This window comes from Campylobacter sp. RM9331 (assembly GCF_020137685.1).
Lineage (GTDB): Bacteria > Campylobacterota > Campylobacteria > Campylobacterales > Campylobacteraceae > Campylobacter_E.
In genome coordinates, this window is record NZ_JACGBA010000004.1 from 23,478 (window position 1) to 48,961 (window position 25,484).

Consider the following 25,484-nt stretch of genomic DNA (forward strand, 5'->3'; position numbering starts at 1 on the left):
GTGAATTATTTTTTAATAAATTCGCCTAATAAATGTCTAAAAATCATAAATAATTCAAGACTTGATTTTTCTGCTTCTTTATAAAGCTCAATAATTTCTTTGCTATTAGTTTGTTTGTTTGCAATATATCCAAGTGCTTGATTAATGCTTTCATGAACATTTTTATGCGGAGTATCAATTTTAGAATATAAAGGAAGATGTCCGAACATTTCTTTACCTTCATTTTGATACCATTTACCAAGACGGCAACTAAAATGGTCGCTTAATTTTGTTGGATTTTCACTTAGTGCATTTGCATATCCATTTGCTTTAAATAAGATATGGTCAAGTTTTACTAAAGATGTAAATACTTCGTATTTGATAGCACTCGCATTAAATTTAATATCTTTAGATATATGCGATAATCTATCAAATTGCTCCGAAAATGTTCCAATGTGTGCGTTTGAATCTTGTGATATTTGCTCTACCGATTCGCTTTGCGTAAACATTTCATTAGCGTTTTGTTTTAATAAATTGATATTCATTTCTACTTCAGCTGTTGCTTTTTGGGTTTTTTCTGCTAGTTTTCTAACTTCATCAGCAACCACAGCAAAACCACGACCATGCTCACCAGCACGAGCTGCTTCAATAGCTGCATTTAAAGCTAGCAAATTGGTTTGGTCTGATACATCTTTGATTAAATTAATTACATTTGTAATTTCATCAACGCTTCTATGGAGATTTTGTGCAGTATCACGAGATTTACTTGATGATTCAGTGATTTTTTCAAGTGATGTTATGATACTTTCAGATACTTGTTTAAGATTTACTATCATATCTACACAATCTGCTGAAAGAGTTTCTATTTCTTGAGCTCTTGATAAATCACCCTCAATATCTTTTTGAACAAAAGAAACGCTTTCTTTCATACCTTTTACCATAATGTCAAATAGTGAGAATTTGATTTTATCTTCTTCTTCGTTATTTGCCTTTGCAGTAATTTCATTTTTTAATTTCGCAATTTCAGCTTCTAACTTTTCTTTTTCTGCTATTGCTCTATTTAGTTTTTCCTGCAATTCATTTTGGAGGGTGTTATCTTTGTTAAAAAACATAAATACCCCCCCCCATCAAGCTTTATTTTTAATAGAATTTAAATAATTATTTAAATCATCTTTTAATTTTAATTTTTCCTTTTTCATTCTAGCTATTTCTAAATCATCTAAATGAATTCTACCTTCTTCAGCATCTTTTATCTTATGGTCTAAATCATTATGAGCTTCAAAAAGCTTATCAAAATGTGCGTCTTTACCTTTTAAATTCGTGATTAACTCTCTATGTTCGTGTAACATAACTTCTCCTTAATTTTTAGTAATGTGTATTAATATGGTAACTAAAATAAATTACAAACAGATAACATTTATATTTTATTTTAAACTTTCAGGAGTTTGCTTATTTTTAATAATTTTTTTAACTTCTTTAATACTTTCTGGAGTTCCTATTAACAATAATTTAGTCCCCGTTCCAATCATTGCATCACCTTTTGGCATAGGTAAAAAATTATTATTTGCATCTTTTATTCCGATTACGCTAACATTTGCTAATTGTCTAAAAGCTACATCTTTTAATCTTCTAAATCTAACCCAACTTTCATCAGGAACTTTAACTTCTTCAATATCAATACTTTGGTCTCTTGTGTATAAGTATTGCTCTAATAGATTTTCCATTTCAGGTCTTACACTTACAACGCTAAGTCTTTGAGCTGCTAATTTCGTAGCTAATACAACCGTGTTTGCCCCTAGTTTTTTAAGTCTTGCTGCGTCGTGTTCGGAATTTGAAATCGTTATTATAGAATAAGGACTAATTCTTTTTATATCTTTTTCATATAGTCTAGCACTAGCAATTATTGCTATATTATCAGCAGAATTTGGGCTAAGAGAAATAATTCCTTTCGCACTTGATAAATGTGTTTTTAAAAATGCCAAATCACTATGTGGTGGGCATTTAATATAGAATGGATATTTATTTGCTTCAGCAATTTTTTCAAAATCTGGTATATCATCTACTACTACAAAAGGTGTATATGTTTGTTTAAATTGTTTTGCTAATTCTTGGGTAAATTCGTTGTGATAACATATAACATAATGATTTTTTAATCTTGCTATTTTGTATAGCATTCGTTTTTCCTTAATAATTCTTGTTAATTCGCCTTTTTTTAGAACTTCAATCACAATACCTATTGAAAAAGTAAAAGTAACAAAGCCTAATAATACATAGCAAATCGTAAAAAATCTACCAGCAGGAGTGATTGTAGCTACTTCAGTATAACCTAAAGTTGTAAAAGTCATACCTGCTTGATAAATTCCATCAAGTAATGAAAAATTACTAGTAAGCATATAACCAATCGCCCCAAATAGCATCATTACAACAACTGCTATTAATGGGAGACGAAAAGGTTTTAATTGTTCGTAAAACTCGGTATTTATATCAACTTCAGGTTTTCCACTTTCAGCCCAACCGAGCAATTTGCCTAGCTTTTTAAAAAAGCTCATAAAAATTCTTTATAAAAATTAGTTAGCTCTTCTTTTTTTTAGTGTGCGTAATGTTGAAGCTGCAACTCTAATTTTTTTAGTTGTGCCATCGCCTAAATCAATGCGAATAGTGCGTAAATTAGGTAAAAATCTTCTTTTTGTTTTATTGTTAGCGTGGCTAACATTATTTCCTACCATAGGACCTTTACCTGTTAATTGACAAAATTTTGACATCGTAAATCCTTTTTTTGTGTTCTTGTAAAAATAAAAGTATTAATCATAGCATCTTAAGCTTAATTTTTTTTTTAAGTTTTAATGATATTCTATAAAAAATAATTTTAAGGATTAAAAAATGTATGTTGCTCCTAGTTTATTGTCTGCTGATTTTTTAAATTTAGCTGAAGATATTAAAAAAGTTGAGGCTGCTGGTGCTGATTTATTGCATATTGATGTAATGGACGGACATTATGTTCCAAATCTAAGCATTGGAACTTGCACTACAAAAGCTATTGCTAAAGTTGCTACTATTCCTTTAGATGTGCATTTGATGGTAAGAGAAGTTGATAAATTTGTTGATTTGTTTTTAGATATAAAACCTAAATTCTTAAGCTTTCATATAGATGCTACTACTCATCCTTTAAGATTGATTGATTATATTAAAAAACATGGCGTAAATCCTTCAATAGTATTAAATCCACACCAGAATTTAAATGAGATTGAATATGTTTTAAGTGAAGTTTCTATGGTGCTTTTAATGAGTGTAAATCCTGGTTTTGGTGGTCAAAGCTTCATACCAAGCACTCTTAGAAAAATCAGTGCCTTAAGAGAAATGATTGATAAGAATAATTATAAATGCTTCATTGAAGTTGATGGCGGAGTAAATGGCTTAAATATTGCAGATATTGAAAGAGCAGGGGCTGATATAGTTGTGGCTGGAAATTATGTGTTTAGTAGTAATGATTACAAGGTCGCAATTAATTCTTTAAAAATGGAATTTTGATGGATTATAACGAGCTTTATAAAAAACAAATTGCTAATTGTGATAAGATTTTAGAAAGGCTACTTACAAGTAGTATTAATTATAAAGATTTAAAAAACCAATACGAAAATGCCTTAAATTTTGAGATAACCTATGAAACTCTTTTAATGCTAGGGCTTGATATTACGCTCAAACAAAATCAAGAAGTATTTTTAAACTCAAGAAATAAATTAATTCAAGATGAGATTTTTTGTGTTGTTGATATTGAAAGCACAGGCTCAATTAGTAACGGGCAAATTATAGAAATTGGTGCTGTTAAGATAAAAAATGGCGAGATTTTAGATGAATTTGAAAGCTTTATTTATGCAAACGAAGTGCCTGAAAATATAGTTGAGCTTACAGGAATTACAACGCAAATGCTAAAAAATGCTCCTAGAAGTGCTAGGGTTTTAGCTGATTTTAGATTGTTTTTAGGTAATGCTATTTTTGTAGCTCATAATGTATCTTTTGATTATGGTTTTATCGCAAAAGAAAGTCTTGAATACTTAAATGCTCCATTGATTAATAGAAAGCTTTGCACGATTATGTTAGCAAGGCGTTGTATTGAATGTGATAAATATGGTCTTGATAGTTTAAAAAATGAATTAGGTATAATTAGCACTCATCATAGGGCTTTAAGTGATGCAAAAGCTTGTGCTGATATTTTGAATTATTGTATTAATTCTTTAAAAGGTTCGCAAATTAAAACAAGTAATGATTTGATTTTATATTCACGCTCTAAGATGAAAAAATAAGAATTTAAAAGTGGCTATTAAAAGCCACTTTATTATTTTTTAGTGCTTTTTGGGGTGCAAAGCATATTAATGTAGCGACCTTCAAATAAAGGTGCTTTATCCATATTTGCAATATCGCTAATTTCTTCATAAATTTTTAAAAGCAGTTCTTCGCCTGATTGTGGATTGCTTAATTTATGACCTTTTAAAAATATTTACATAATTGTAATATTTAAACATTTTTATGCTTTTTATTAAGCACTTAAAAGATAGCATATTTTTATTATTAAATTAGAATATAAAGTCAATGTAATTTTTGATAAAAATATTTAAAGAAATCTTTAGCACTAAGGCTAAAGATTTTGTAATTAGAATGTATATCTTACAACAGCGTTAATTTGATTGTCAATATTAAAATCAGCTCCGAAAGTTCTTTCGTAACCTAAGTTTAATCTTAAATTATCATTAAACTTATAATCACCTGTTAGATTTAAGTAAAATTTATTATCTCTTTTACCTTTTATTGTTTCACTTGCTTTGCTTGATTTTGCGATTATTATAGAATCACTTGGCTTATTAACATCTATAATATAACCAGCACCTAGTCTTATATTAGCATTATCATTTACTTTAAATCCTGAGAATACTGCAGGTTTTATATGTAAATTAGAATTAGCCTTACTTGTAATGCTTATAGCGTTATTTTCTAAGTTAGTTTTAGGTGTATAATCAAATATAGTTTCTATGCTAGGCTCAACATAAAATCTATTTAAATCAAATCTTTTACCAAGTTCAAAACTTGCAATAAATCCTGTCTTGCTATCTTTTAAACCTTTTAAAAGCTCTGAATTGTATTTAACATTATAATGATTTGCTTTAATTACTAAATCAGCATATAAATCATTGTTTGAAATATAGCTTGTATATAGACCAAACCCGTAATTATTTCCTTTTAAAACATCACTAGATTTAGAATTAGAAATATTAGCCATAATTCCTGTAATTACATTGCCATCTGCAAAATTATTAGCTTTATCAGCTCCAAATTGAACTTCAAATGAATTAAGTTTTACATCATCTATACTTGCGTTTGTATAATAAGCTCTAGCCCAAACGCCTAATTCCTTATCTAAACCTCTAATTTCGCCTAATCTTTTATTCATATTATTCCAAGCAAAAGTATTGATTAGATTTATTCCATTTGAAATAACTTGAGCTTGAGCTTTAGCGTTTTTGTTGATTTTAATATCTTTTATAAAATCATCTGCTATTTGGTTTTTATCAATTAGATTTGTTACGCCAGTATCAGGTTTGTTATCTGGTTTATTTTCAGGATTTGTTACACCTGTATCAGGATTTGTTACACCAGTATCAGGTTTAGAATTGTCTGGTTTATTATTAGGATTTGTTACACCTGTATCAGGTTTAGAATTGTCTGGAGTTTCAGGGCTTATACTAACTGTTTGTTTAGCTAGATTATCTAATGCAACTTTTAAGCCTTCATTACCATTATAATCACCTGCACTTTGATTTACTAATTTACCTAGCTCACTTGTCTTATCGCCGTTTGCAATGCTAGCAATATTATTTGCATTAAGTCCTGTATCACTTACTTTGCCATTTTTTGTAGTAGTGATTGCATAGGTTAGATAATCCCCTAGCATTGCACTAGCAATATAATCATTATTTATCACATAATCACTTATTCCATCGCTAATCTTATAATCTTTAAAGAAAGTTTTTAGCTCTGCTGTTCCTGTTCCTTTTTTAAGTATTGCTAAAGGTAGGTTTGCGTTGATTTTGCTTGTATCAAGCTTATCACCACTCATAACATTAAGTAATACTAATTCATTGTTTGCTCCGCTTGTGTTTTCTCTTGAGATTATTGCACCTGTGTAGCTTTCTTTGTTTGTTCCTAAATAATAAGCTGTGTTATTTGAAGTAAGGCTATTTGCTAGAACTCTTTTTGCTACTTTTGAATTTTTTATATCTAAAGTATGTGCTCTAACACTATTTGTAGCTATTACATTATCTAAGTTTATACTACTTGTGTTTGCTATAGTTAGGCTATTTTCATTTTTTTCATCAGCAAATTCATTGTAAAAATTATCTTGGTTAATTAATGCTGAAGTTGTATAGCCTTTAGAACCTGATAATTGCATATTTATAGTGCTATTTTTAATCGTTCCTTCACCTATAATGCTACCACCAATATAATATTTATCACCTGTATCAAGCCTATCTATATCATAAGCACCTGCTCTTATAGTCTTAATAGCCTTTACCTTGCTTTGCTTTCCGCTCTCACTAGTGTTTAGGGTTAGTTTTGTAACATAAATATCATCATTGAATGTAGAGCCTTTAGAATCAAGACTACCTTTATATTCACCAATAGAATTTATACCATTTACTTTACCACCAACAATACTATCAGTCAATGTTACCTTATCATAAGAATTTATTGAAGTAGTTATATTTGAATTTGTAATTCCTAAAATTCCAGTAGATTTTATCTCTTTTATTGTAGAATCTTTAATTGTTAAATTTTTACTAACATTTATTAATCCTATATTAGAATTTGTAATTGTTAAATCCTTGCCAAACTCTATATTTGTTACATCAGCGTGATTGATTGATCCTGTTGTTTCATAAAAATTATCTACTTTTACCAAATTATCTTTTGTCCCATTTAGATTAACATTAGAATATGATATTCCATTAATGCGTCCTCCATTTGCATCAATTGTTCCGGTAGTTTTGTAAATAGAATTAACGGCAGAATTTGTTAAATCAATTTTTATTCCTTGCCCATTTTCTATGTAGTCTAAATAAGAATTTGCAGCTTTTATATTTTTAAAATTTATGATATATGAATCAACAAAACTGTTTTCAGCTATAAAATTATTTCCATTATTAAATTTTGCAGTTTCGAGATAACTTTTAATTAAAGAATTTTTTATAGTAATATTATTACTATTACTAATAGTTTTACTTCTTGAGTCCCAAAAAGAATTATCAAAACTTATAGGAAAATTTTTGTTACTTAATCCTTCTGAAAAATATACATTTACATTATCAGCACTTTCTTCTGTAATATCTGTGATATTTTTAAGATTTGTCTTGTAATAATCTGGTTTTTTATTATCAAAAGGACCAAAATTATCATTAAATGGTTTATGAATATCTGGAAAAGTTTTAAAATCAAAGCTTTCTACCTTAGCTTTATCTACAACATTTATTGTTGCACCAAATAAGTTTGAAGAGATACATAGACTTGCAATTAATGAGAGTTTAAATACCCCCCCCCGTTACACTAAAATTTTGTTTCATAACATTCCTTTAAAAAAAATTGAAATGCTATTATCTTAAAATCTAACTTAAAGATTAATAAATATAAATGATTTTTTTTAAAAAATATCAATAAATTTCAATAATTATTATAAAGATTAAGGCAAATTAATTGCCTTAATGATAAGTTTTTATTTTTTAGTGCTTTTTGGGGTGCAAAGCATATTAATGTAGCGACCTTCAAATAAAGGTGCTTTATCCATATTTGCAATATCGCTAATTTCTTCATAAATTTTTAAAAGCAGCTCTTCGCCTGATTGTGGATTGCTTAATTCACGACCTTTTAAAAATACTCTAAATCTAACATGCTTTCCTGATTTTAAAAACTCAATAGCGTGTTTAACTTTATAGTTAATATCATTTTGAGCAATTTTTACAGAAAGTTTGATTTCTTTAACTTCTACTACCTTTTGCTTTTTCTTAGCATCTTTTAGCTTTTTTTCTTGCTGATAACAAAACTTGCCATAGTCCATAATCTTACAAACAGGTGGCTTAGCATCTTTTGCGATTAATACCAAATCAAGCCCTAAACGATTAGCAAGTGCATTAGCCTCATCGCTACTAATTATGCCATATTGTGCTCCATCATCACCTATACATCTAACCTCTGCTAAATCTATTTCTTCATTTAACAATACATCTTTTTCTTTACTCAAAATACTACCTCGTTTTGTTTTTCTTTAATTAGTTTCAAAAATTCCTCCATTGTAAGTGTTGATTGTTGTTTAGCTCTTCTATCTCTTAAAGCTACTTGATTATTGTTTATTTCTTCATCTCCGATTACTGCTATATAAGGCACTTTTAACATTTCTGCATTTCTTATTTTTTTACCTAAAGTATCGTTTTTCTCATTAATATCAGCATCAACTCCAAGCTCTAATAATTCTTTTTGTAATGCTTTTGAATACTCAATATGCTTTTCACCTACTGGTAAAATCATAACTTGAATTGGAGCTATAAAGAATGGTAATTCTCCTGCTGTATGTTCAAGCAATATGCCTAAAAATCTTTCAAAACTTCCAAGTAAAGCACGATGAAGCATTACAGGGCGTTTTTTCTCATTGTTTTCATCTGTATATTCAAGCTCAAATCTTTCAGGTAGGTTAAAATCTACTTGAATAGTTCCACATTGCCATTTGCGTTTAAGTGCGTCTAGTATTTTAATATCAATTTTTGGACCATAGAAAGCCCCACCACCTTCATCAACTCCGTATTTAATACCTTCTTCATCTAAAGCTTCCATTAAAGCTTTTGTAGCAACTTCCCAAATCTCATCACTTCCTATTGATTTTTCAGGTTTTGTTGAGATTTCTAGTTCCCATTCAAATCCAAAAGTTACCATAATTTTTTTAGCAAAATCTAAAATCTCTTTTACTAAGGTTTTTATTTGACTTGGCATACAGAAAATATGGCTATCATCTTGAGTAAATTCACGAACTCTTAAAAGCCCATGTAAAGCCCCACTCATTTCATGGCGATGAACCATTCCGTATTCAAAGAATTTAATAGGCAAATCTTTATAACTTCTACCCTCACTTTTATAGCAGAATACATGTCCTACGCAGTTCATTGGTTTTATTCCGTATTCTTGCTCATCAATTCTAGTAAAATACATATTTTCTTTATAGTTTGCATAATGTCCGCTTGTTTTCCAAACGCTAGAATTTAGTAATTCAGGGCCACGAACAGGCTCATAAAATCTAACCCTATGAGCTTTATATAAAATATGCTCTAATTTATTTCTAACTCTTGCACCATTTTTAAGCCATAATGGTAAGCCGCCACCAATTTGTTCGCTAAATGTGAATAATTTTAAATCATTTCCTAGTTTTCTATGGTCTCTTTTTTTAGCTTCTTCTATCATTGTTAGATAGTCTTTTAAAGCTTCTTTTGTTGCAAATGCGATACCATAAATTCTAACTAGCATTTCATTTTTTTCATCGCCGCCTAAATAAGCACCTGCTAATTTTGTTAATTTAAAATTCTTAAGCATTTTGGTGTGTGGTAAATGTGGCCCACGACATAGGTCGGTAAATTCACCTTGAGAATATGTGCTAATTTCTCCACTTAAACGACTTAAAACTGCTTGTTTTAATTCATCATTTTTAAACTTTTCACAAGCAGCTTCATAGCTCATTGTATTTTTTATCATAGGAGAGCCTTTTTTTGCAAGCTCTTTCATTTTATCTTCAATTACTTTTAAATCTTCTTCGCTGATTTTTTCATCTACTTTAAAATCATAATAAAAACCTTCATCAACGCAAGGTCCTACGAAAAATTTAGCATTTTTATATAATTGTGTAATAGCTTCAGCTAAAAGGTGAGCACAGCTATGGCGAATGATTTCAAGTGCCATAGGACTATCATCATAGAAAATTGGCTCAAGTCCTGCTCCATCAGTGCTTAAAGTATCATAAATATTTTTATCTTTATCGTAATATCCTATTATTTCCATTATTAATCCTTTAAATTTTTATAAATTTCATTAAGATTTTTATACAAACTATCATAGTTTATATCATTTTGCTCTAGTAGTTCATATAAGATTACATTGTCTTCTTTACCATTCCAAAGTTTTTTATAAGTTCCATTTTTATAGCCGTTATCTTGGCGGAATTTATTTAAGACATTTTTACCAATGTAGATTTTATAAAGTCTTGTAAATTCTAACTCACAACTACACATTAGCTTTAAAAATATTTCTGTAATTTGTGTTATGTTTAGCTCTTTTGCACTACTTGTGTGAATTAATTCTCTTGAAAGTTCTAAAATATCATTTAAATTTTTATTTGTTTTATTGAATTTAAATTCTGAAATCGTGTTTATAAGTTCTTTTTGTTGATTTTGCATAATTGCAAGGCTTAAAATAAAATGCCAAATATCAACTAATTCAATTTGAATATTTTCTAAATCCCAACTAGCATCTATGCTTTTCCAATGTTTCCAAGGCATAGAATCAACGAGTTCAGCACATTCCATATAAATACAACGAGCAAAATCAATTAAGCGATTTTCCTTTGTATAACCTTTTTCCCAACCAATTCCGCAAGTTGCGTTATTTAAAGCTTGTTGTAAGCTTAACATATCATTAGTATATTGTAATTTCATCATCCCTTCTACATCAAAAAATATCAAAATACTAGCAAAATTATTTAACAATCAAGCGTAGTGCTAAAAATTTTTTTAACTTGTGCTTTAAAATATAAATAATCATCTTTAAAACTCACTTCGCAAATATCATTGCTTTTTGGATAAATAGTAGCCTTTTCATCAACTAATTTAAGCATTCTAGCATAATAAAAACAAGCGTTCATTCCAGTTCCACAAGCTAAAGTTTCTCCAACTCCACGCTCATAAGTTCTAACATATAAAACCCCGTCTTTAAAAGTTGCGTAATTTACATTTGCATCATATTTTTCTCTTAAATATTTAGCATTTTCTTCGTTGTAGTTTTGCACTCCATCAAGAGTTACTAGGTGTGGCACACCTGTATCAATTAGGCAAAATACATTTTGAAATTCCACTAAATTTTCGTGTATAACCTTAGCTTTAGTTAGTCTAATTTCTACAAAATCATCATCAAAAATTGTCGCCTTAATAATCCCTGCACCAGTTAAAAAACTCATATTTTTATTTGCCAAATCTTGAGTATAAGCAAAATGTGCCGCAGCTCTTGCACCATTACCACACATATTAGCTTTTGAGCCATCTTGATTGTAAAATCCCCAAGTAAAATCATAATCTTTATCATTTTTTTTGATTGCAATAAGCCCATCAGCACCTATTCCACTATGTCTATTGCATAATTTTATGGCTAATTTACTTAAATAATTTTCATCTAAATTATCAGTTTGAAAAATAATAAAATCATTTCCATTTGCGTAGTATTTATGAAATTCCATGTTTTTCCTTTAGTTTTTGGATAAGTTTTAGCGAGTTATCTTTAAAATCTTCTAAATTACCATCGTTTTTGATTAAATAACTTGCAAATTTTATTTTTTTGTCTATGTGTAATTGAGAATTTAATCTTAGTTTTGCTTCAAATTCTGTTAAATTATTTCTATTCATAAGTCTTGTTAAAGATAATTCATAAGGGCAATAAATCACAATTTTATTAAGCAAAAAATTATAATTGCTATTTTCAAAAAACAAGGGAATTTCTACAAAAATTATTTTATTTTTATTTTGTTTGATTTTTTTGAGAATTTCTTTTTTGATTTTTGAGTGCATTATTTTTTCTAATGTTTTCTTAGCTGTTTTATCATTAAAAATCACATTTGCCACTGCTTGTTTTTTTTCTTTTAAGAATTTGAAATAGGAATTTGAAATATTTAATTTTTTACGAATTTGTTTCCATTTGTAGCAAAAAACTTTTGAAGAAATTTCATCAGCACTAATGCAAAATATTTCATTTTCTTTAGCAATATTTAAAAATGTAGATTTACCACAAGCAATGCTAGATGTTATTACATAAATATTTTTAAAAAATAGGTGTTTTTTTATCTTAATTTTTCTTATCAAAACCGACTCTTTTTATCATTATCATAATATTATTTTTTAGATAATTTTGTTTATTTTCTTAAGCCTAATTTTAAGGCAATAATGTATTATTTAGGTTACTTTTTAAAATTTTAGTAAGGAGGCAGCCATGGAGAACAAAAGAAGAGCTTTTCTTAAAAAAGCATTAAGTGCTGGAGCTACCTGTGCTGTTGCTAGCGTAGGTTTAAATGCAGCAACAAGTAGCGAAAATAATAGCTCTGGTGTAGTATCTGGTCGTGCAAAGAAAAAAGAAGTGTTATATAAAAAGACCCTTCACTGGGAAAAATTTTATAAAATTGCATATTAATTTATAGAAAGGATTTAAATGCGTAATTTAGGTAGAAGAAGCTTTTTAAAACTTGCAGCAGTTGCAGGTGCAAGCACTACCGCATTTGGTGCGACAAACGCAACCTTAAAGGCAGATGAAAAAGTTAAAATGCCTTATGAAGGTAGTAAAAGTGTTCGCACAGTTTGCTCTATTTGTAGTGCTGGTTGTGGTATAGAAGCTGAAGTAGTAAATGGTGTTTGGGTTAGACAAAATAACGCAATAGACCATCCAATTTCACTTGGAAGTCATTGCTGTAAGGGAATTGACCAAATTGATTTAACCAAATCAAAATGTCGTGTTAAATACCCATTAAAAAGAGTTAATGGTAAATGGGAAAGAATTAGCTGGGAACAAGCTGTAAATGAAATCGGCGATAAAATGCTAGATATTAGAAAAGAAAGCGGTCCTGATAGCGTAATGTTTTTAGGTTCAGCTAAGTTTAACAATCAACAAGCATATTATTTTAGAAAATTTGCTGCATTTTGGGGAACAAACTCAATAGATCACGTAGCTAGAATTTGACACAGCGCAACAGTAGCCGGTGTGGCTAATACTTGGGGATATGGCGCTATGACAAATCACTTTGGTGATGTTGTAGGTAATACAAAATGTATGATTATGTTTGGTGCAAACTCAGCAGTTGCAAACCCTATTGGATTTAAGCATATTTTACAAGCTAAAGATAGAAATAATGCTCCTTTAATCGTAGTTGACCCTATTTTTACAAGAAGTGCAGCTCATGCTGATATTTATGTAAGAATTCGTCCAGGAACTGACATTGCATTTGTATATGGAATGTTAAATCTTATTTTTGAAAATGGTTGGGAAGACAAAGAAATAATCAAAAATAGGTCTTATGGAGTTGATTTAATTCGTGAAGAAGCTAAAAAATATACTCCTAGCGAAGTTGCTGATATTTGTGGATGTAGTGAAGAAATTCTAATTCAAGTTACAAAATTATTTGCGACTACAAAACCTGCTACACTATTTTGGTCATTAGGTATTACTCAACATTCAGTTGGTAGTTCAAATACTCGTATTTTAGCTATTTTACAATTAGTGTTAGGAAATATTGGAAAACCTGGTGGCGGAACTAATATTATTCGTGGTCACGATAATGTTCAAGGTGCAACAGATATGGGATGTTTAGCAGACACACTTCCTGCTTATTATGGCTTAGCTGAAGGTGCTTGGAAACATTTTTGCAATTTCTGGGGAGTTAGCTATGAAGATATGCAAAAACGCTTCGTAGATGATAGTGCAAATGGTGGCAAAAAATGGATGCACGAAAAAGGATTTAGTTTATCTCGCTGGTGGCAAGGTGTTAAAGGCGTAGTTCCTTATGGCACAGATACAACTCATTCAAATGCTCCTGTTAGAGTTCTTTGGGTTCAAGGAACTGGAATTACTTCTATGGCTCACACTGTTAAAATTCAAGAAGCACTTAAAAAACTTGATTTAATAGTAGTTGCTGAACCATTTGTAAATGAAGTTGCAGTTTTAGCAGATCGCCCTGATGGAATTTATATACTTCCTGCTTCAACTCAATTTGAAACAGAAGGGTATGTAACAGCTACAAATCGTTCTATGCAATGGAGAAGTCAAGTAGTAAAACCAATTTATGAAAGTAAAGAAGACCAAGAGATTATGTTTATGTTTGCTAAGAAATTTGGCTTTTATACAGAATATACTCGTGGTATGAAACTTGAACTTCAAAATCATAAATTAGTTCAGGTAATTCCTGATGATGTTGATGCGAAATGGCCTGATGATGCTACAAGAGAAATGAGTAATGGTTTATTATCAATTGGTCTTCGTGGTATTAGTGCAGAGCGTTTAAGAAAACATCAAGCAAATTGGGCTAATTTTGACCCTGATACTTTAATGGGTATTGGTGGAGATGTAAAAGGCGAATATTATGGCTTACCTTGGCCTGTGTGGGATGCAAAACACCCTGGAACTGCTATTTTATGGAACCCAAATGTGCCTTATGAAAAAGGTGGAATGGGCTTTAGAAATAGATTTGGACTTGAGCATAATGGAGTTAGTCAGTTAGCTGATAATTCATTCACTCCTGTTGGTTCTAAGGTTAAAGGTGGTTATCCTGAAATTAAAAAAGATAATATTGAGCAAGTATTTGGTATTACATTAAGTGATGAAGAAAAAGAATTAATGGGTAATTCTTGGAGCACAGATATTTCAGGAATTATATTAGAAAAATGCCGTGAAAAAAGTGCTTGTTGCTTAGGAAATGCAAGAGCTAGAACTATAGTTTGGGAATTTAGCGACCAAATTCCAAAACATAGAGAGCCAGTGCATTCACCAAGATGGGATTTGGTGCAAAAATATCCAACATTTGACGACCAAACAACTCCAAATTTCCGTGTTACTACAATGTTTAAGAGCGAGCAACAAAAACAAGATTGGAGCAAGGATTTTCCTATTATCATTAGCTCAATGCGTTTAGTAAATCTAAGTGGTGCTGGTATGCTTGAGAGAACTAGTAAATATTTAGCTGATATTACACCTGAAATGTTTGCTAATGTTCATCCAGAACTTGCAATGCAACACAATATTGGCGATGGAGAAATGATGTGGATACATAGCCCGCAAGGAACTAAGATTAAAGTAAAATGTATTCACAATAGAAGTGTAACTCCAGATAGAATTTGCTTACCTTACAACTTCGCTGGTGTTTTACAAGGAGTTGATTTAAGTCATAACTATCCAGAAGGCACTAAACCTTATACAATAGGCGAAATGTCAAATACGGTTACAAACTATGGTTTTGATCCAAATACACAAATTAGCGAATTTAACGCTGGACTTTGCAAGATAGAAAGGGCATAAAAATGGCTAGAATGAAGTTTTTTGTTGATAAAAATCGTTGTATTGGTTGTTTTGCTTGTCAAGTTGCGTGTTCAAGCGGACATGAAGTTCCTGTTGGTATTAAAAGAAGAAAAGTAATTACTTTAAATGATGGTATTGAAGGCAAAGAAGTGTCAATGACAATAGCATGTCAGCATTGCACTGACGCACCTTGTGCTCAAGTTTGCCCTGTTAAATGCTTTTATATTCGTGAAGATGGTATCGTATTACACGATAAAAAAGAATGTATTGGTTGTGGTTATTGCTTATATGCTTGTCCATTTGGTGCTCCACAATTTCCAAGAGATGGAGCATTTGGAATTAAAGGCGAAATGGATAAATGTACAATGTGTGCAGGAGGCCCTGAAGAGACAAATAGTGATGAAGAAAGAGAACTTTACGGACAAAATCGCATAAGCGAAGGAAGAGTGCCTATTTGTGCTGCTGTATGTGCTACAAATGCGCTTTTAGTTGGAGATGAGAGCGAAGTTTCTAATGTATATAGAAAGCGTGTTTTAACTAAAAATGCAAATGTTAATTTAAGTAATATGTTTATTTAATTTAAATTAGGAGAGATGATGGAATTTTTAATTTTTGTTGGAGTTTTACTAGCTTTAATCATAGTCATTTTAATAAAGTCTATAATTATAGTATCGCAAAGCGATATTGTAATAGTTGAGCGATTAGGTAAATTTCACAAAGAATTAAGCGGAGGATTTCATTTAATCTTTCCTTTTATTGATATGGTTAAATCAATAATTACTATTAAAGAGCAACTAATAGATATAGAAAAACAACAAGTTATTACAAAAGATAATGTAAATATTTTAGTTGATGGGATAGTTTTTCTAAAAGTAACAAATGGAAAAATGGCATTTTATAATGTTGAAAATTATAAAAAAGCTATATCAAATTTAGCTATGACAACTCTTAGGGGTGAGATTGGTGGTATGTATCTTGATGATACTTTAAGTAGTCGTGATAGTTTAAATAGTGCTTTACAAATTGCACTTGGAGATGCTGCTGATAACTGGGGTGTAAAAATTATGAGAGTAGAAATTTCTGAAATTTCAGTTCCTAGTGGCATAGAAGAAGCAATGAATTTACAAATGAAAGCTGAAAGAGAAAAAAGAGCTATAGAATTAAACGCTGAAGCACAAAAAGTAGCACTTATAAAAAATGCTGAAGCATTAAAGCAAGAGCAAGTTTTAAACGCTGAAGCAATAGAAAGAATGGCTGATGCTAAAAAATACGAACAAATTGCATTAGCTCAAGGTCAAAAAGAAGCTATGAATAACATAAATGAAGCAATGGCACAAAACATTAATGCAGCTGAGTTTTTATTAGCTAAAGGCAGAGTAGAAGCATTTTTAGCTTTAGCAAAAAGTGAAAATAAAGATAAAATATTAGTTCCTTATGAAAGCACTGAATTAATAGGAGCTTTAAGTGTATTAAAAGAATTTGTAGGCAAAAAATGAGTAGCCTATATTTACTTTGTATAGGAATATTTTTAGGAATTTTAGAATTATTAGTCGGTAGTTTTTATATAATATTTTTTGCTATAGGATTTATTATTGTCGGTGCAATTAATTTAATAAAGCCATTAGATTTAGAATTACAAATAATATTAATTGCTGTTATATCTCTTGTTTTACTTATAATTTTTAAATTTTTTGTTAAAACTAAAAAAGTAGAGAATTATGACGATGATTTTTTAAATACTCAAGGCGAAGGCGTTGTTAAAAATGGTATGATTTATTATAAAGGCTCATTTTGGCAAACAACTGATAATTTAACCTTAAAAGAAGGTGAAATTGTAAAAATTGAAAAAATCCATAATAATAAAGTAAAAATCAAACAAGATTAATCTTTAGAACTTTCAATAATATTTTTTAATTTATAAAATACAACCACAAACAATAATATTACATAACTTAAACCATAAATGCCGCATAAATTACATAATAATGCAAATTGAAATTCTATGTTTGATTATTTTTTATAATCAAACATAATTTAAGTTATATTTAATTTATATAAATTATCATCACGACTTGCTTAGGCAAAATTATTTTTTTAAGGAGATGTCATGGCTAGACACATTACGGGGGGGGGTATTTAAGCTCTCATTAGTTGCAAGTGCATTAATTCTTAGCACTAGCTTAAACGCTTTAGAGTTAAACAAAGCTACTCACGCAGAAGCTGAGAAAGACTACTACAAAATTACAAGTGATATTGCTGAAAATATTACTATTAAAAACTACGGAAAAGCAACTTTTCAAGAAGATATAGGTCTTAAAACAATTACAGGTGATATTGTAAATAATGGAGCGTTTTTATTAGACCATGAAGGTGGTGGCGTTCATAAAGAACACATTTTAAAAGGTAGTTTTACAAATAATAAAAGCTTAGTTGATTTTAATCGTGCTTTAATTGACCCAGAATTTACAGAAGAGAAAGTAGGTTTTTTTAAAAAACTTTTAAATACCAATAAAAACTACAAAATCAATGGTTTGATTGATGGAATTCAAATAGATCTTGCAGAAGGTAAAAAAATTACAAACAATAGTGGTTTGCATGTATCAAATATAGAAATTAAATCTGTAGGAACTACAATTGAGAATAATGATTTATTTGTTTTAGATGAAGGTGCTATTGAAAGTAGCAGTGGTGTAGCTATTAGTGGCAATGGAGATGTAATTTTACTTGAAGCTGATGTAAATGGTAGCGTAAGTGCTAAAGATTTATATGTAATGGGAACACCAGTTGGAAATGATAAACCATACATAGCAAGAGAGCCTAGTATCCAACATGGCGAACAAACAAGTGATTTATATGGTGGAGATATAACAAGCTCTAATTTAGCTAAATTTGAAACAGCTGTAATCGGTGGTAAAGTTACAGCAAATACTAAAGCAAGTGCAAATAATTCATTCTATGGCTTTAATACAACTTTTCAAGGTGCTATTGATAATCAAAACGGCAAAGCTAGATTTATCCTTTCGGACATTCAAAATGGAGTTAAGAGTAAAGGCGATATAGAAATTTATGGAACAAAAATAAATGGTAATGTAGAAACTGATGGAAAATTCATAAGTGGAGCTCATCAAAAAGAATTAGCGAATAAGCATTTCTCAACTCTTTTAAATAGCGAAAAAATAGCAAGTGCTGAAGATATGAAGAGACTTGATGAGATAATGAATAATGAAGAAAAGTTCTTACCACTTATTAAAGCAGCAACTTCAAATTCTCATGATATTGATAGCACTACATTTTATAAAGATGCTTTAAAATATGTAGATAGTGAAGAGATGGAAACTGGCGATTTGATAGCTAATGGTGGTATTGATGCAACTGGTTTTGAAATGAGTGGAGATGGGGTTGTAAAAGTTACTAAAGGCGATATAAATACTATTGTTAGTAGTTTTGAAAATACAGGCGGTGTTTATATTACAGAAGGTAATTTAAATGCTAATAACTCAAGTTTTACAAGTGATGTAAATATCGCTAAGGGCGATTTAAAAGCTTTAGGAAATTTATTAGAAGAAAAAAGAGATGAAAGTGGCGAAAGAGTAAAAGATAAAAACGGCAATCAAGAGTATAATCCTGCATTTTCTTATATTGACAATGATGATGCAATTAATACAATGTCAAGATTTACAAATATCAATGTAAATGATGGAAATATAAGCCTAACAAATACTTATGCAGATAATATCATAGCAAACGATAAAGCTACAAGCTCTAAAACAATTACTCTTAAAAATGCAGTTATAAATAAGCTTACACACGGAACAAATCTAAAAGACGCAGAGTTTAATGTAAATGCTAATAAAGCTTTATTTAGAGAAAGCGTTACAAACTACGGCTCAATCAATGCTGTTAGTTCATCATTTGATAAAGATGTTAAGGCTAAAAATCTAAGCTTAAGTGGTATCGTTGAAGATGTAAAAAGACAAGATAAAGAAGATAATATATATCACGGAGAGATTAGCTATGACGCTAATATCGCAGCTTCAAATAATCTAAGCTTAACAGGTATAGAGAGTGCTTATAAATTAGATAAGAGTGCTAATACAACTCTTTTACAAGCAAAAGATATAAATATCAATAGTTCAGCTATCAAAGCTCAAGTTATAGGTAATGCTGATATTAGTGATGATTTAACTACTGGTGTATTGGCAAGTCAAGTTAGTGCTGCGAATTTTTATAAAGACCCTATCTCAAAAGGTTCAAGCATTAATTTAAATAACGCTATTGTATTTGGCGATATGAAAGCTGATAAATTAAATGTGAATAATTCTAAGATTACAGGTAGAATTTTAGCAAATGATTTAAATGCAAGTAATAATACATTTATTATGGGTGGCACAAACAATACATTCTTAGGCACAATGATTGCAAGAAATAGCACAAGTGGTAAGGCAAATGAAATAGGATTACTTGGTTTAAATGTAAATAATGGCAAAGCTGATGCAAGTAATTTAGCAAATCTTCCATTAGCTTTATTAAAGATTGGAAATGGAAATGCAACAGCAGAAGACTTCGTTACAAAAATCGGAGTTTATGATGGTCTAAGTGTATATTCATTAGATAAGAAAAATATCTTAAGCGGGACATTAAAGCAAGGAGATGAGGATTATATTTATTATTCAGTTGTAGCAAATCCTATTAATGCGGCTGCAAGTAGGGCTGATGCTAGTAAGACAAGTGATAATTTTAGTGCTGATAGCAAAAGTGGTGCTGATAAGAGTATCTTAGATAATGCAAGCTCAAGCATAGGTGCAATTGCTCAAAAAGCAAATGAAGTTGCAAAAGGAACTGCAAGTGATGAGGTAATGGCAAATGCTAATAAAGTTGCAAATGATACAAGCAAGATTGTAGCAAGTGAAACTAGCCTTGATAAAGCAATTGAAGAAGCGCAAACAGATATTAAAAACGCTGCAATTGAAGAAGCTATTAAAATAGGGTCTAACATTAATGGTAATGAGATTGAACTTACTTTAAAAGGTGCTAATACTAAGGCTTTAACAGATGCAAAAAATATGCTAAATCAGACTTATTATTCTTATGTTAGTGAATGGAACAATCTAAACAAAAGAATGGGCGAACTAAGAAATAATGATGGCAAGAATGCTGGAATTTGGATTAGAAGTTTTGGTGGCGAAGGCAAGATTGATAGTGCTAAAATAAAATACTATGAAGTGCAATTTGGTGCAGATAAGCAAACTAGCACAAATTACGGAGAATTATATTCAGGTGTAATGGCAAATATAGGTCAAAGCACAAGTAATTCAAGTAATTCTAAGGTGAAAAATCACGGCATTGGTGCTTATGTTAGCTTAGTTGGTAATGATGGCTTATTTATTGACGCTACAGCTAGATACACCAATCATAAATCAACATTTAAAGATAATGTTTGGTTAGGCGATTTAAAAGATAGCGGAAGTGGATTTTTAGGTAGCGTTGAGGCTGGATATAGAATGGGAAGTGATTTTTATCTTGAGCCTAGTGCTGAATTAATCCTTGGCTATGTTCCTATGGCTAATTTAAAGGGTAATGATAAAGTTACTTTAAAAAGTGAAGGTAAATTTATGGGAGCAGCAAAAGTTGCTTTAAGTGCTGGTGCGAATATTAATGATACTTTTGGTTTAAGAGCTAGTGTTGGCGGGGCATTTGATTTAAATAATACTCCTACTATAACTCTAAGCGATGGCACAACTACAAGAGTTGAAAAAGGCTTTAAAGATAGTCGTGGATTTGCAAGTGTGGGAGCTAATTTTAACTTAGGTAAAAATACTAAGTTTAGCTTAGATGCTGAAAAATCATTTAGTGGAAAATATAATACAAACTACAATATAAACGGAACTTTAAGATATTCGTTTTAAAAAATAGCCCTAGAAATAGGGCTTATTTTGATAATTTATTTTCTATATATTCATCTACACTTTTTTTAAATTTTATTGGTTCACCAATAAAAGGAACAGGTGCAGAAGAACCAGCACCATTTATAAATATTGTGCCAAAATTAAAAATCCTACCAAGAATTCCTTGACCAACTCTGATACTTTCTATTTTTTCTAATCTTAGCTCTATTGTATCTCTTCTAATAAAGCCAAATTTAGCTATAACTTTTCTATTTGTTAAAGCAAGTTCTGTTGTTGTAATGATAACGAACATACGAAGTAAAAGAAAGATGATAAATATAGCAATAAAAGGATGAATAGCAATACTTAAAATTGCTAAAACTAAAATAGCAAATAAATCACCTATAAAAGCAAAAATACTAACTTTGGCTTTTAAAACAACGCTTTCATCTGCACCTAAAACTTGTTCTACATAAGACATAAAAACTCCTTTTAAAAAAATTAAAAAAAGTATTATACCCCCCCCCATTTTTAATTCTAGCTTAAATGATAAATATATTTTGCGTTTAAATTTATAAAGAATTTGAATTAATAATTTTGATATTTTTAAAAGTTTTATAATAACTTGAATTTGGGTTTTTATAAGTATATTTTATTGTTGCTTTTAGTAATGTGTTTTTAAAATATTTGTAGTTATTATTGAGTTAGAAAATATTCATACAAAAATTAATTTGACTTATTAAAAAACTTGGGAAAATTGATTTATCTTAAGTGAAATTAAATGGCGCGGCGGACGGGGCTCGAACCCGCGACCTCCGGCGTGACAGGCCGATATTCTAACCAGCTGAACTACCGCCGCAACCGAATTTAATGAATGGTGGTCGCTATAAGACTCGAACTTATGACATCCACCTTGTAAGGGTGGCGCTCTACCAACTGAGCTAAGCGACCATGGCGACCCTTGAAAGATTTGAACTCTCGTTTCCAAACGGAGAGAATGGCGTCCTGAGCCACTAGACGAAAGGGTCTCAAACCTGGATCAAAAAAATGGTGTCCTGTGCTGGATTCGAACCAGCGGCCCCCTCATTAAAAGTGAGATGCTCTACCTGCTGAGCTAACAAGACTTAAAATAAAAATAAGTTTGGATTATACATTTTAAAACTTAAATTAAAATTAATATTAAAATAATTTATAATATTTATACTAAATCTCTTGAAAATAAAGAATATTTGAATAATAAAGTTTATAAAAATATTGCAAAAATTTTAATTAATAAGTTAAATAAATATACTTTCAAGATTTTATAACAAAAATATACTTAATTAAATTTTTTTATAAATAGTAATATGATTTGAAATTTATAAATTCTTATAATCAATCCCATCAAAATAAGCTAAAGCACTACCCCAAGTAAATCCGCCGCCAAATGCATCTAAAAGCATTAATTTGCTATTTGTTAAACGACCTTGTTCGTAAGCTTCATTGATAGCTATTGGAATTGACGCAGCTGAAGTATTACCAAATTTATCAACACATACAACACATTGCTCATCGCTTAAGCCAAGTTTTTCTTGAACATAAGAGATAATTCTAAGATTTGCTTGATGCGGTATAAATAAATCTATATCACTTGTTTTAAGTTTGTTTTTATCTAATAAATACGACACATCATCTGATAATGTTTTAACAGCTACTTTAAATACTTCATTGCCTTTCATTTCAAGTTTAATAGGCTCTAATTGTTTTGTTTGATTTGAACGCTTAGTGCATAATAAATCTTTAAATTCTCCATCGCTTCCTGTATGAATATCTATAATTCCTTTACCTTCACTTGCACTTACAACGCAAGCTCCAGCACCATCTCCAAATAAAACACAAGTAGTTCTATCTGTATAATCAAGAATTGAAGATATTTTTTCAGCTCCTATTATTAATACATTTTTTTTAGCACCACTTTCAACCATAGAACGAGCAAGCTCAAGCATATAAATAAATCCAGAACAAGCAGCACTTATATCAAATGCACTTACACCTTTTAATCCAAGTTTATTTGCTACAACTACCGCAGTTGATGGCATAGTAAAATAATCAGGACTTAATGTAGCTACTATTATTAAATCTATTTCATTAGTTTGAATTTTAGCTCTTTGTATAGCTTTGATAGCTGCTTTATATGCTAAATCGCTAGTGTTTTCAGTTTCACTAGCAATATATCTTTGCTTAATTCCTGTTCTTTTTAATATCCATTCATCACTTGTATCTAAAAAACTTTCAAAATCTTTATTTGTTAGTGTTTTTTCTGGTAAATACGAAGCAATACTTTTAATGCAAGCTTTTAATTTCATCTTCAATCACTTTATTTACATTTGAATTAGCAAATTTTAAAGCTTGAAAAATTGCATTTTTTATAGCTTCTTCATTGCTTTTTCCGTGGCTAATGATAGCACATCCATCAATTCCTAATAATGGAGCTCCACCATATTGGTCGTAGTCTAAATGCTGTTTTAAAGCATTAAATGCACCTTTGCTAAGCATATAACCAAGTTTTGACAATGATGATTTTTTAATCTCATTTTTTAACAACTTAGCAAAAATGCCTACAGCACCTTCTGCAGTTTTTAATAATATATTTCCAGTAAATCCATCGCAAACTACCACATCACATTCTCCAGCAAATATATGTCCGCCTTCAACATTGCCCATAAAATTGCTTAAATGTTCTCTTAATAATTTATGTGTGTCTTTTGTAAGTTTGTTTCCTTTGCAATCTTCTTCTCCGTTTGAAAGTAGTGCAATTTTAGGATTTTTTATATTCATTACTTCTTTTGCATAAGCTTCGCCCATTATTGCAAATTGTAATAAATTTTCTTCTTCGCAATCAACATTAGCACCTACATCTAATACCAAAACCCTGCCGTTAAAAGTAGGCATTAAAGTTGCGATAGCAGGTCTTAAAACACCTTTCACTCTACCTATTCTAAGGGTTGCAAGGCTCATTGTAGCACCACTATGCCCAGCCGAAACAACTGCATTTGCTTCGTGGTTTCTTACTAATTCAACTGCTTTATAAATACTGCTGTCTTTGCGTTTTAAAACATCTGTAGAATTTTCATCCATATCAAAAACATCGGTAGTATGAACAAATTCAACTCTATTTGATAATTCTGATGGAATTTGACTTTTTATTTTTTCTTCATCTCCAACTAGAATAACGCTAAAATTATCTTTTTCTTTTAACGCTTTTATAACTCCACTAATTATTGGGGGGAAAGAAAAATCTCCACCCATAGCATCAACAGCAACTTTTATCATAGGTATTAATATTCGCCAGTTGTTGGATTAATTCTATGAGGTAATTTCCAACTACCATCTTTATCTTTAATCGGTCTTACTAGCTCAATTTTGTAATGAGTGCGTCTTTTTGCTGCTCTTGTTTTACTAACTCTTCTCTTTGGAACTGCCATGTTATTCTCCTTATTTACATTTTTGACAATAAAAATAATCGCTTAAATATAAAGCTAATTCGCTTTTTAATACTTCAATTAAGTCTATTTCACCATCATAAAATTCCATAGTGTCGCTTAATTCGTTTTCTTCATCTTTAAATACACCATCGCTCAAATCTAAATTAATTTTTTCATTAATTTCAATCTCAATTTCAGCAGCACAACTATCACAATAATGAATTACATTGCCTACTAAAACTGCGTCTAGCGTAACTATTTTATTATCTTTTCTCTTTAAAAAGCCTTCTAATATTAAATTATCAAAATCTAACTTAAAAGGGTATTTTACCGAATTAATTTTACTAAAAGCAATTTTCATTTTAATTTATTTCAAGTTTATTAAAGAAAAACTCTATTTCTATTTTAGCATTTTCTAAACTATCACTACCATGAACTGCGTTTGCGTCAATACTTTCAGCAAAATCAGCTCTTATTGTTCCCTTAGCTGCTTCTTTTGGATTAGTTGCTCCCATTAATTCACGATTTTTAGCAACTGCATTTTCGCCTTCTAAAACAGATACTACAACAGGACCACTAGTCATAAATTCAACTAAATCTTTATAAAATGGTCTTTCTTTATGAACTGAGTAAAATTCTCCTGCTTGTTCTTTTGTTAAATAAAGCTTTTTAATAGCTGCAATTCTTAAGCCATTTGCTTCAAAACGACTTAAAATTTGACCTATAACACCTTTCTTAACAGCGTCAGGTTTAATGATTGATAAAGTTCTTTGCATTAAATCTCCTTAAAATAAAAGCTCATATTATACAA

General features: G+C 30.2%; 25 protein-coding genes and 4 tRNA genes. 8 read left to right on the plus strand and 21 right to left on the minus strand.

The window, feature by feature from the left end:
* Positions 1 to 5: 5 nt before the first annotated feature.
* From AVBRAN9331_RS02630 to rpmB, 4 genes are all read right to left on the minus strand, one after another.
* A complete protein-coding gene (locus AVBRAN9331_RS02630; protein ID WP_336612344.1) occupies positions 6 to 1,091 on the minus strand; it encodes a methyl-accepting chemotaxis protein in 1,086 nt (361 codons plus the stop codon).
* Positions 1,092 to 1,106: 15 nt separating this feature from the next.
* Positions 1,107 to 1,328 (minus strand): YdcH family protein, encoded by a 222-nt coding sequence (locus AVBRAN9331_RS02635; RefSeq protein WP_214117038.1) that lies wholly within the window; start codon positions 1,326 to 1,328, stop codon positions 1,107 to 1,109.
* 75 nt (positions 1,329 to 1,403) lie between these two features.
* Positions 1,404 to 2,528: a potassium channel family protein gene (locus AVBRAN9331_RS02640; protein ID WP_214117036.1), complete on the minus strand. Its 1,125-nt coding sequence runs from the start codon at positions 2,526 to 2,528 to the stop codon at positions 1,404 to 1,406.
* Positions 2,529 to 2,546: 18 nt separating this feature from the next.
* Complete coding sequence (rpmB, locus tag AVBRAN9331_RS02645) at positions 2,547 to 2,741, minus strand: 50S ribosomal protein L28 (protein WP_214117022.1); 195 nt, start codon at positions 2,739 to 2,741, stop codon at positions 2,547 to 2,549.
* A 118-nt stretch (positions 2,742 to 2,859) separates the two neighbouring features.
* Between rpmB and rpe the strand changes: the two genes are divergently transcribed.
* Positions 2,860 to 3,507: a ribulose-phosphate 3-epimerase gene (rpe, locus tag AVBRAN9331_RS02650; protein WP_214117019.1), complete on the plus strand. Its 648-nt coding sequence runs from the start codon at positions 2,860 to 2,862 to the stop codon at positions 3,505 to 3,507.
* Complete coding sequence (locus AVBRAN9331_RS02655) at positions 3,507 to 4,280, plus strand: 3'-5' exonuclease (protein ID WP_214119567.1); 774 nt, start codon at positions 3,507 to 3,509, stop codon at positions 4,278 to 4,280. Before rpe ends, AVBRAN9331_RS02655 begins: the two co-directional genes overlap by 1 nt.
* Positions 4,281 to 4,312: 32 nt before the next feature.
* On the opposite strand, the gene AVBRAN9331_RS02660 is transcribed toward AVBRAN9331_RS02655, so the two are convergent.
* From AVBRAN9331_RS02660 to coaE, 7 genes are all read right to left on the minus strand, one after another.
* On the minus strand, positions 4,313 to 4,474 hold the full coding sequence (locus tag AVBRAN9331_RS02660) for a hypothetical protein (RefSeq protein ID WP_336607900.1): 162 nt from the start codon (positions 4,472 to 4,474) through the stop codon (positions 4,313 to 4,315).
* A gap of 153 nt (positions 4,475 to 4,627) precedes the next feature.
* Positions 4,628 to 6,931: an autotransporter outer membrane beta-barrel domain-containing protein gene (locus AVBRAN9331_RS02665; RefSeq protein ID WP_336612345.1), complete on the minus strand. Its 2,304-nt coding sequence runs from the start codon at positions 6,929 to 6,931 to the stop codon at positions 4,628 to 4,630.
* Between the two features lie 807 nt (positions 6,932 to 7,738).
* On the minus strand, positions 7,739 to 8,263 hold the full coding sequence (infC, locus tag AVBRAN9331_RS02670) for a translation initiation factor IF-3 (protein ID WP_214117012.1): 525 nt from the start codon (positions 8,261 to 8,263) through the stop codon (positions 7,739 to 7,741).
* A complete protein-coding gene (gene thrS / locus AVBRAN9331_RS02675) occupies positions 8,260 to 10,062 on the minus strand; it encodes a threonine--tRNA ligase (protein WP_214117010.1) in 1,803 nt (600 codons plus the stop codon). Before thrS ends, infC begins: the two co-directional genes overlap by 4 nt.
* Positions 10,063 to 10,064: 2 nt before the next feature.
* Positions 10,065 to 10,766, minus strand: a complete 702-nt coding sequence (locus AVBRAN9331_RS02680) for a dUTP diphosphatase (RefSeq protein WP_420707988.1) — start codon at positions 10,764 to 10,766, stop codon at positions 10,065 to 10,067.
* On the minus strand, positions 10,760 to 11,509 hold the full coding sequence (dapF, locus tag AVBRAN9331_RS02685) for a diaminopimelate epimerase (RefSeq protein WP_336612346.1): 750 nt from the start codon (positions 11,507 to 11,509) through the stop codon (positions 10,760 to 10,762). The genes AVBRAN9331_RS02680 and dapF overlap by 7 nt, the downstream gene beginning before the upstream one ends.
* The gene (coaE, locus tag AVBRAN9331_RS02690; protein WP_336612347.1) at positions 11,496 to 12,128 is read right to left on the minus strand and encodes a dephospho-CoA kinase; all 633 of its coding nucleotides are present in this window, start codon (positions 12,126 to 12,128) and stop codon (positions 11,496 to 11,498) included. Before coaE ends, dapF begins: the two co-directional genes overlap by 14 nt.
* Positions 12,129 to 12,255: 127 nt before the next feature.
* Between coaE and AVBRAN9331_RS02695 the strand changes: the two genes are divergently transcribed.
* From AVBRAN9331_RS02695 to AVBRAN9331_RS02720, 6 genes are all read left to right on the plus strand, one after another.
* Positions 12,256 to 12,453: a twin-arginine translocation signal domain-containing protein gene (locus AVBRAN9331_RS02695; RefSeq protein ID WP_214116989.1), complete on the plus strand. Its 198-nt coding sequence runs from the start codon at positions 12,256 to 12,258 to the stop codon at positions 12,451 to 12,453.
* Between the two features lie 18 nt (positions 12,454 to 12,471).
* The gene (locus tag AVBRAN9331_RS02700) at positions 12,472 to 15,324 is read left to right on the plus strand and encodes a formate dehydrogenase subunit alpha (protein ID WP_214116987.1); all 2,853 of its coding nucleotides are present in this window, start codon (positions 12,472 to 12,474) and stop codon (positions 15,322 to 15,324) included.
* Positions 15,325 to 15,326: 2 nt separating this feature from the next.
* Positions 15,327 to 15,902 (plus strand): formate dehydrogenase FDH3 subunit beta, encoded by a 576-nt coding sequence (fdh3B, locus tag AVBRAN9331_RS02705; protein ID WP_214116984.1) that lies wholly within the window; start codon positions 15,327 to 15,329, stop codon positions 15,900 to 15,902.
* A 15-nt stretch (positions 15,903 to 15,917) separates the two neighbouring features.
* Complete coding sequence (locus AVBRAN9331_RS02710; RefSeq protein ID WP_214116983.1) at positions 15,918 to 16,820, plus strand: SPFH domain-containing protein; 903 nt, start codon at positions 15,918 to 15,920, stop codon at positions 16,818 to 16,820.
* The gene (locus tag AVBRAN9331_RS02715) at positions 16,817 to 17,209 is read left to right on the plus strand and encodes an NfeD family protein (protein WP_214116980.1); all 393 of its coding nucleotides are present in this window, start codon (positions 16,817 to 16,819) and stop codon (positions 17,207 to 17,209) included. Before AVBRAN9331_RS02710 ends, AVBRAN9331_RS02715 begins: the two co-directional genes overlap by 4 nt.
* 217 nt (positions 17,210 to 17,426) lie before the next feature.
* Positions 17,427 to 21,230: an autotransporter outer membrane beta-barrel domain-containing protein gene (locus AVBRAN9331_RS02720; RefSeq protein ID WP_336612348.1), complete on the plus strand. Its 3,804-nt coding sequence runs from the start codon at positions 17,427 to 17,429 to the stop codon at positions 21,228 to 21,230.
* 22 nt (positions 21,231 to 21,252) lie between these two features.
* Here the strand turns inward: AVBRAN9331_RS02720 and AVBRAN9331_RS02725 are convergent, their stop codons facing one another.
* From AVBRAN9331_RS02725 to ndk, 10 genes are all read right to left on the minus strand, one after another.
* Positions 21,253 to 21,690, minus strand: a complete 438-nt coding sequence (locus AVBRAN9331_RS02725) for a PH domain-containing protein (RefSeq protein ID WP_336612349.1) — start codon at positions 21,688 to 21,690, stop codon at positions 21,253 to 21,255.
* A gap of 301 nt (positions 21,691 to 21,991) precedes the next feature.
* Positions 21,992 to 22,068: transfer RNA gene (locus AVBRAN9331_RS02730), tRNA-Asp, on the minus strand.
* A gap of 16 nt (positions 22,069 to 22,084) precedes the next feature.
* Positions 22,085 to 22,160: transfer RNA gene (locus tag AVBRAN9331_RS02735), tRNA-Val, on the minus strand.
* A 1-nt stretch (position 22,161) separates the two neighbouring features.
* Positions 22,162 to 22,237: transfer RNA gene (locus tag AVBRAN9331_RS02740), tRNA-Glu, on the minus strand.
* Between the two features lie 20 nt (positions 22,238 to 22,257).
* Positions 22,258 to 22,333: transfer RNA gene (locus AVBRAN9331_RS02745), tRNA-Lys, on the minus strand.
* A 234-nt stretch (positions 22,334 to 22,567) separates the two neighbouring features.
* Positions 22,568 to 23,554, minus strand: a complete 987-nt coding sequence (locus tag AVBRAN9331_RS02750) for a beta-ketoacyl-ACP synthase III (RefSeq protein ID WP_336612350.1) — start codon at positions 23,552 to 23,554, stop codon at positions 22,568 to 22,570.
* Complete coding sequence (gene plsX, locus AVBRAN9331_RS02755; protein ID WP_214150181.1) at positions 23,532 to 24,521, minus strand: phosphate acyltransferase PlsX; 990 nt, start codon at positions 24,519 to 24,521, stop codon at positions 23,532 to 23,534. Before plsX ends, AVBRAN9331_RS02750 begins: the two co-directional genes overlap by 23 nt.
* A 5-nt stretch (positions 24,522 to 24,526) precedes the next feature.
* The gene (rpmF, locus tag AVBRAN9331_RS02760; RefSeq protein ID WP_214116941.1) at positions 24,527 to 24,673 is read right to left on the minus strand and encodes a 50S ribosomal protein L32; all 147 of its coding nucleotides are present in this window, start codon (positions 24,671 to 24,673) and stop codon (positions 24,527 to 24,529) included.
* A gap of 10 nt (positions 24,674 to 24,683) precedes the next feature.
* Complete coding sequence (locus AVBRAN9331_RS02765) at positions 24,684 to 25,034, minus strand: hypothetical protein (RefSeq protein ID WP_267525052.1); 351 nt, start codon at positions 25,032 to 25,034, stop codon at positions 24,684 to 24,686.
* A 1-nt stretch (position 25,035) separates the two neighbouring features.
* Positions 25,036 to 25,449 (minus strand): nucleoside-diphosphate kinase, encoded by a 414-nt coding sequence (gene ndk / locus AVBRAN9331_RS02770; RefSeq protein WP_336612351.1) that lies wholly within the window; start codon positions 25,447 to 25,449, stop codon positions 25,036 to 25,038.
* Positions 25,450 to 25,484: the final 35 nt, after the last annotated feature.